Source organism: Phenylobacterium sp. (assembly GCF_036502675.1).
Taxonomy (GTDB): Bacteria; Pseudomonadota; Alphaproteobacteria; order Caulobacterales; family Caulobacteraceae; genus Phenylobacterium.
In genome coordinates, this window is the sequence record NZ_DASXYF010000131.1 from 1 (window position 1) to 7,127 (window position 7,127).

Sequence of the window (7,127 nt, forward strand, 5' to 3'; positions counted from 1 at the left end):
ACGGTCCGCACCGGCAGGATCTCCTCCGGAATCAGCTTGGTGGCGTCGAGCACGTCGAAGTCGAACTTGTCGGCGAAGGCCTGGTCGAAGAGCTGCACGCCCAGTTCCCACTCGGGAAAGGCGCCCGTGGTGATGGCGTCCACAGGTCCCGGCGGTGAAAATCGGGGTCGGCGCCGTTGATCTTCACCGCTTCGTTCCAGGCCACCGACTGCAGCCCCAGCCTGGGCTTCCAGTGAAACTTGACGAAGGTCGAGCGGTCCTTGGCGTCGCGCTCGGGAATCCGTTCATGGTCGAAGTGGAAAATTTTTCCCGGAAATGGAAGTTTTCGAGCAGGCCGGGTCCGCGGGCTCCGGCGCGCAGGGTGTTCTGGTCGTCGGCGACAGGAATTCCTTGTTGAGTGGTCAGCGTGTCCGTCGCGCTTTCCGCTGTCTGGCGGGTCTCGCCGCCCTGCCCTTGCGGCTCCGCATAGCTGACGGAGAGCGCAGGCCCGCTTGCGGAATCGGACGGCTGGCTGCGGGGGCGGGGGCTTGTCGACGAAGGGGACTTGGTGGCCATGGTTTCGCGTGTGCGGATGAAGAGGAAGGCGTCCGCCGGCTCATTCGGCGGTCTCCTGGCGAAATGCGAAGCCGGCGGTAGGGTTGCCGGGTTCGCGCTCAAGACTCCGTTCGCGACGGCGGCGCGAGCCGGCCCTGGCGCGGGTGAGCTCGATATACTTCGGTGGTCTGGAACCGGGCGGGCGGCCACGCGGGACGAGCAAGCTCGCGACCTGGATCTTTTCGACCGCCTAGCGGGGGGCTGAAGGCGCTGGACCGCCAGGACAGCCAAACGGCCTGGGGTGAACCCCAGGCCGTCGGTCTTGCGTCACGATGAAGGATCGGGCCGCGGGCTTTACGCAAACTGGTTCATCGTATTGTGCACGCCGCCGGCCTTCAGGGCCGCTTCGCCGGCGAAGTATTCCTTGTGGTCGTCGCCGATGTCGGAGCCCGACATGTTCTGGTGCTTCACGCAGGCGATGCCCTGGCGCAACTCCTGGCGCTGGACGCCGGTCACATAGCCCAGCATCCCAGCCTCGCCGAAGTACTCCTTGGCGAGGTTGTCGGTGGACAGCGCGGCCGTGTGATAGGTCGGCAGGGTGATCAGGTGATGGAAGATGCCGGCCCGCTTGGCGCTGTCAGCCTGGAAGGTGCGGATGCGTTCGTCGGCCTCGGCGCCCAGCTCGGTGGCGTCATACTCCACGCTCATCAGCTTGGCGCGGTCATAGGCCGAGACGTCCTTCCCAGCCTTGGACCACACGTCGTAGACCTGCTGGCGGAAGTTCAGCGTCCAGTTGAACGACGGCGAGTTGTTGTAGACCAGCTTGGCGTTCGGAACGACCGCGCGGATGCGGTCCATCATGCCGGCGATCTGCTCGATGTGCGGCTTCTCGGTCTCGATCCACAGCAGGTCGGCGCCGTTCTGCAGCGAGGTGATCGAGTCGAGCACGCAGCGGTCCTCGCCGGAGCCGGCGCGGAACTGGAACAGGTTCGACGCCAGGCGCTTGGGCCGCAGCAGCTTGCCGTTGCGGTTGAGGACCACGTCGCCGTTGACCAGCTTGTCGGGCGAGACCTCCTCGCAGTCGAGGAAGCTGTTGTACTGGTCGCCCAGGTCGCCCGGGGCGTGGCTGACCGCGATCTGCTTGGTCAGGCCGGCCCCGAGGCTGTCGGTGCGGGTGACGATGACGCCTTCTTCCACGCCCAGTTCCAGGAAGGCGTAGCGGACCGCGCGCACCTTCGCCAGGAAGTCCTCGTGCGGGACGGTCACCTTGCCGTCCTGGTGGCCGCACTGCTTCTCGTCGGAGACCTGGTTCTCGATCTGGATGGCGCAGGCGCCGGCCTCGATCATCTTCTTGGCGAGTAGGTAGGTGGCTTCGGCGTTGCCGAAGCCCGCGTCGATGTCGGCGATGATCGGCACCACGTGGGTCTGGAAGTTGTCGACGGCGTCGAGCAGCTTCTCTTCCTTCGCCTTGTCGCCGGCCGCACGGGCCGCGTCGACGTCGCGGAACAGCAGGTTCAGTTCGCGCGCGTCGGCCTGGCGCAGGAAGGTGTAGAGCTCCTCGATCAGCGCCGGCACCGAGGTCTTCTCGTGCATCGACTGGTCGGGCAGCGGGCCGAACTCGGAGCGCAGGGCCGCGATCATCCAGCCGGAAAGGTAGAGGTACTTCCGGTCGGTCGAGTTGAAGTGCTTCTTGATGGAGATCAGCTTCTGCTGGCCGATGAACCCGTGCCAGCAGCCCAGCGACTGGGTGTACTTCGACGGATCCGCGTCGTAGGCGGCCATGTCCTTGCGCATGATCGAGGCGGTGTAGCGGGCAATTTCGAGGCCGGTCTTGAAGCGGTTCTGCAGGCGCATGCGCGACACGGACTCGGCGTCGACGCCGGTCCAGGCGCCGCCCTTGCTGTTGATGAGTTGGCTCATCTGAATGATGTGATCTTGATAGGCCATCGTCACGTCCTCGACCGCACACAGGAGATTGTCCGCCTGCGTACGGCTTGGTCCGCGCGGCGTGGAGTCGCCGTGCGGTCTAGTTGTCGAACATTACAGAAATTCGGTGTAAGGTTGTAATGGTCATACAACCTGATGAGATCGACCCGACATGCCGAGCGAACGCCGCCTCTACGTGGGCCCCAGCCTCAGGCGCCTGCGCCGTGAGCTTGGCCTCACCCAGGCCGACATGGCCTCCGACCTGGATGTCTCGGCCTCCTATGTCGCCCTCCTGGAGCGCAACCACCGACCCTTGAGCGCCGAGATGCTGCTGCGTCTGGCGCAGACCTACAAGGTGGACGTGGCGGCGCTGGCCGGCGGCGGTGGCGCGGACGAGGCGGCGCGGCTGCAGGCGGTGCTGAGGGACCCGATGTTCGCCGACATCGACCTGCCGGCGCTGGAGACCGCCGACGTCGCCAGCAACTTCCCCGGCATCACCGAAGCGCTGCTGCGCCTCTACACGACCTATCGGGAGGAGCAGCTCGCCCTCGCCGACCGGGGGGCCGAGGAGGGCGGCGGGCGCGGCCCCGAAGCGCCGGACCCCATGGCGGAATCGCGGCGCTTCCTGGCGGCGCGCCGCAACAGCTTCCCCGCTCTGGACGACGCCGCCGAGCGCCTGGCCCAGGGGGTGGGCGCCCATGACGGCCTCGCGGGATACCTGAAGGCCCGCCACGACCTGCGGGTCCGCCGGCTGCCCGCCAACGTGATGGTCGGGTCGGTCCGGCGCCTGGACAGGCACCGCAAGGAGTTGCTGCTGGACGACTCGCTCGACGCCGCCAGCCAGGCCTTCCAGATGGCGCTGCAACTGGCCTACCTGGAGCTGCCGCTGGAGGTCGATGTGGTGCTGGGTGAAGGCAGCTTCGCCACCGAGACCGGCGAACGCCTGACCCGGCGGGCGCTGGCCAGCTATGCCGCCGCCGGGGTGATCATGCCCTACACCGCCTTCGCCCGCGCCGTCGAAGCCCGGCGCTATGACGTGGAGGCCCTGGGCCGCCAGTTCGGCGCCAGCTTCGAGCAGGTCGCCCACCGCCTCACCACCCTGCAGAAGCCCGGCCAGGAGCGGGTGCCGTTCTTCTTCATCCGGGTGGATTCCGCCGGCAACGTGTCCAAGCGGCTGGACGGTGCGGGCTTTCCGTTCGCGCGGCACGGCGGCGGCTGCCCGCTGTGGTCGGTCCACCGGGCGTTCCGCACGCCGCGCGAGATCGTCACCCAGTGGCTGGAGCTGCCGGACGGCCAGCGGTTCTTCTCGATCGCCCGCACCGTGACCGCCGGCGGCGGCGGCTTCGGGGCGCCGCGGGTGGAGCGGGCCATCGCGCTCGGCTGCGCGGCCGAGCACGCCGGCCGGTTGATCTACACCCAGAACCAGCCCGGCCCCGGCGCCGAGGCCGCCACTCCGATCGGCGTCACCTGCCACCTCTGCCATCGCACCGAATGCACCGCCCGCTCGGCGCCGCCCATCGGCCGGCAGGTGATGCTCGACGACATCCGCCGCACCAGCGCCCCGTTCGGCTTCTCCGACGCCTGAGGCGCCTAGCTGCGGGCGCGAACCCCGGCGTGGGTGGCGCCCAGCAGCGCCACCATCCCCGCCTCGCGGGCGGAGGGCAGGCCGTAGACCATCACCGAGCGGGCAATGCGGCGCGCGGCTTCGACATGCGCCCGCAACCCGCCGGTCAGCTCAGGCTCGCCGCCATGCGCCGGCAGGTCGAGCGACAGGCCATGGAGGCCCAGCCCCTTCAACGCGCCCGTCGCCGTCGGATGGCCCGCGCCAAGGCGGCCCACGACATAGAGGGCGAACGGCCGGATCACGCTCACCGCCGCCGACAGCGCCGCGGACGGCGCTCCGGCGATGTCGCAGATCTCGCAGATCACCCCGTTGCGGACCAGGGTGGCGGCTTCCTGGAAGACCTTGACGACATCGTGGCACCCCTGCTGGCTCGAAAGGGTCGTGAACGACACCGGCACGATCAAGGTCGGATGCCGTCCGGCCTCGGTCCCGGCGCGCAGGCGCTCCAGGCCCCGGCCGATGGTCGCCAGGTCCACCCGCAGGATGTCGGCCCGCGCCAGGGCGCTCAGCTGATCCGGCAGGAGCGGCGCGTCGGACCCGTTCGCCAGCACCCGCCGCGCCAGCCTCATGCCGATGCGGTTGAAATTCTTGAGCTCGAACACCGGCTCGAGAGCGCAGGAGACGCGCAGCGCCCGACCGTCCGCGGACACGAACCGCGCCTGACATTCGTCGGCGCCCGCCGGCGCGCTTTGGGCGACAGCCGCCTTCGCCTCGTGAACGGCTTCGGCGTCGATCGTCACCGCGTCGAGTTGATGGGCTTCGATGCTGCGGCCGTAGACCTTGACCACCTCATGCACCCCGGTGTCGGCAAGCCCGGCGGCGCCCAGGAAATGCCCCAGGATCTCTCGAAGGGCGCGCAGGGCGTTAGCCTGGCCCACGAACCGTCCGGTCTCAGGCTGGCAGATCAGATAGTCGGCGCCCGAGACCTTCAGGTGGTAGCCCTGAGGACCGACGATCCGCTCCAGGGTCCGCTCGGCGTGCTCGTAGACTTGGTCGCAGCGCAACGCCCATTTGTTTCCCAGGCGCTCCACCACCGCGTCGAGGGAGATCATCACGATCTTGCCCGCGGCCAGCAGCGCCGGATCGTTGAAGCGGATGAGCGAATCGTCCAGCCCCCCCGGCAACAGCCGGTTCGCAACGACCGGGTGAGGAACAGTCTCCGCCAGCATGGTCGTCGCGCCTAGACCCGCAAGTCGACGAGGTGGCTGGTCTCGTCCGGCGCGCCGCTCGGCACCACGCGAATCGCCGCCGATTGCTCACGGCGCTCGACGTTGCGCGCAAAGCCCATCGCCATCTGCAAGCTCGTAGGCAGGGCTGACAAGTTCCAGAGAACTTGACCTTCGCTTCGATATTGAACCTTGAACACGACACTACCGCGTTGTGGTTTCTATTCCATCAAATCCTTATTATGCAGCGTCTTCGATCAGGTTAATTTCCAGCTCCAAGATAGATTACATTTCCGCGACATCCTGTCGCAGGTTCCAAGTTTCTCGGGTACAATTCCATCTTGTCGCAGATTACTGACGGTGATTCATTTATCTTTGGAATATTTACTATGGAAGATGCCATTTTTTGCTTATTCAAGTGCAATTTTTGCCCTTGGGGGGTGATCTTGATTTCGGCCGGTGACGGTGATGACCTCCACTGACAAATCCGGGCGGGTTCGGGCGACTGACCCGAGAGTCGGCAAGGCGACTTTTGCGAAATTAGAGATCTGGGAGCTTCCGACCGGGGGTTCCTCCCCTGTGAAGGGGTGCTGCACCACGCTCGCCCAGGCCACAACCCAAGCCCGTCTTTGCCCATGCCGCGGCCTCGGGTCGAAATGTCGCAGGCAGGCTTAGGAGATGTTCACCACCCTCCCCCATCCTCTGCACGACTGAAAAATGGGTGGGAGACTGCGGACATGGTGGTTCACGCGGCGCGCAAAACGCGAAAATCACTGATGATCGTGGCCGGCGCGGCGGCGACGGGGCCCATGGCGGCAGTGACGGCGATCTATCTGATCGACGTCGCCCCGGCCCTGGGGGCGGCGGCGCATGCGACCACCCCCCTGTTGCTGACCGGTTGCACCGCCGCCGCCCTCTGCGGACTTGCGGGCGCCTGGGGTGTCGGAAAACTGGCGCATGTCGCCGAGTTCTGCCGCAAGCTGGTGAGCGACCAGGCGGCGGAGAACACCCAGCGGCTGGAGGAAGCCCGTGTCGCGGAAGAGGCGCGCCGGCTGGAGGCCGAGGCGGTGCAGCTCGAGCTGCGCGAGGTCGGCGATATGCTGGCGATCTCCGAGACGGCTTGGGCGAGTTTCGCCGCCAAGGACCGGACCTTCCGCGTCACCTGCGACGTTCCCGAGCGGTACGCCCAGATCAAGGCCGACATCAATTCGAGGATGCAGTACGCGGCTGAGGGCGCAGCGGCCGTCGAGCGCAACGTCGACGTCATCCGCGCCTCCACCGACGAAATTTCTCGTTCGGCCCAGGACCTCGCGCGGCGCACCGAGAGCCAGGCCGCCAGCCTGGAAGAGACCGCCGCGGCGCTGGACCAGATCACCACCGCCGTCCGTCACACCGCAGACAGCGCGACGGAGGCCAACCATGTCGTGCTGGCCACCAAGCTCGACGCCGAAGGCTCCGGCCAGGTGGTCCGCGACGCCGTCGCCGCCATGGGCGAGATCGAACGCTCCGCCCAGGAAATATCCCAGATCATCGGCGTCATCGACGAGATCGCCTTCCAGACCAACCTCTTGGCGCTGAACGCCGGGGTCGAGGCGGCGCGGGCCGGCGAGGCGGGCCGCGGCTTTGCGGTGGTGGCGTCGGAAGTTAAATCGCTGGCGGTGCAGACCGCCAAGGCGACCGAAGACATCGCCAGCCATATTCTCGGCGTGCAGGACTCGACCAGCGGCGCGGTCGACGCGATCCGCCAAATCGCTTCGCGCATGCAGGAAATCAACCAATATACGGCGGGAGTCGCTGCCGCGGTCGAGCAGCAGAACGCGGCGACCGGCGAGATCTCGCACAACGTCGCCAGCGAGGTGCGCGCCCTGGCGCAACGC

The 7,127-nt window shown here is 67.2% G+C and carries 4 protein-coding genes and 1 pseudogene; 2 read left to right on the forward strand and 3 right to left on the reverse strand.

Annotated elements, in window-relative coordinates:
- Both VGL30_RS18880 and VGL30_RS17180 read right to left on the reverse strand, forming a co-directional pair.
- A pseudogene (locus VGL30_RS18880) lies at positions 1-205 on the reverse strand (catalase); the annotation flags it as partial.
- Between the two features lie 683 nt (positions 206-888).
- Positions 889-2,481: an isocitrate lyase gene (locus VGL30_RS17180; RefSeq protein ID WP_331541244.1), complete on the reverse strand. Its 1,593-nt coding sequence runs from the start codon at positions 2,479-2,481 to the stop codon at positions 889-891.
- Between the two features lie 151 nt (positions 2,482-2,632).
- Here VGL30_RS17180 and VGL30_RS17185 point away from each other — a divergent pair, with 151 nt between their 5' ends.
- Positions 2,633-4,045 carry a helix-turn-helix domain-containing protein gene (locus VGL30_RS17185; protein WP_331541245.1) on the forward strand — a complete coding sequence of 471 codons (1,413 nt, stop codon included), beginning with the start codon at positions 2,633-2,635 and terminating at the stop codon, positions 4,043-4,045.
- 5 nt (positions 4,046-4,050) lie between these two features.
- Here the strand turns inward: VGL30_RS17185 and VGL30_RS17190 are convergent, their stop codons facing one another.
- Positions 4,051-5,253 carry a hypothetical protein gene (locus VGL30_RS17190; protein ID WP_331541246.1) on the reverse strand — a complete coding sequence of 401 codons (1,203 nt, stop codon included), beginning with the start codon at positions 5,251-5,253 and terminating at the stop codon, positions 4,051-4,053.
- Positions 5,254-6,026: 773 nt separating this feature from the next.
- Between VGL30_RS17190 and VGL30_RS17195 the strand changes: the two genes are divergently transcribed.
- The coding region (locus tag VGL30_RS17195) for a methyl-accepting chemotaxis protein (RefSeq protein WP_331541247.1) at positions 6,027-7,127 on the forward strand (1,101 nt) is incomplete at its 3' end.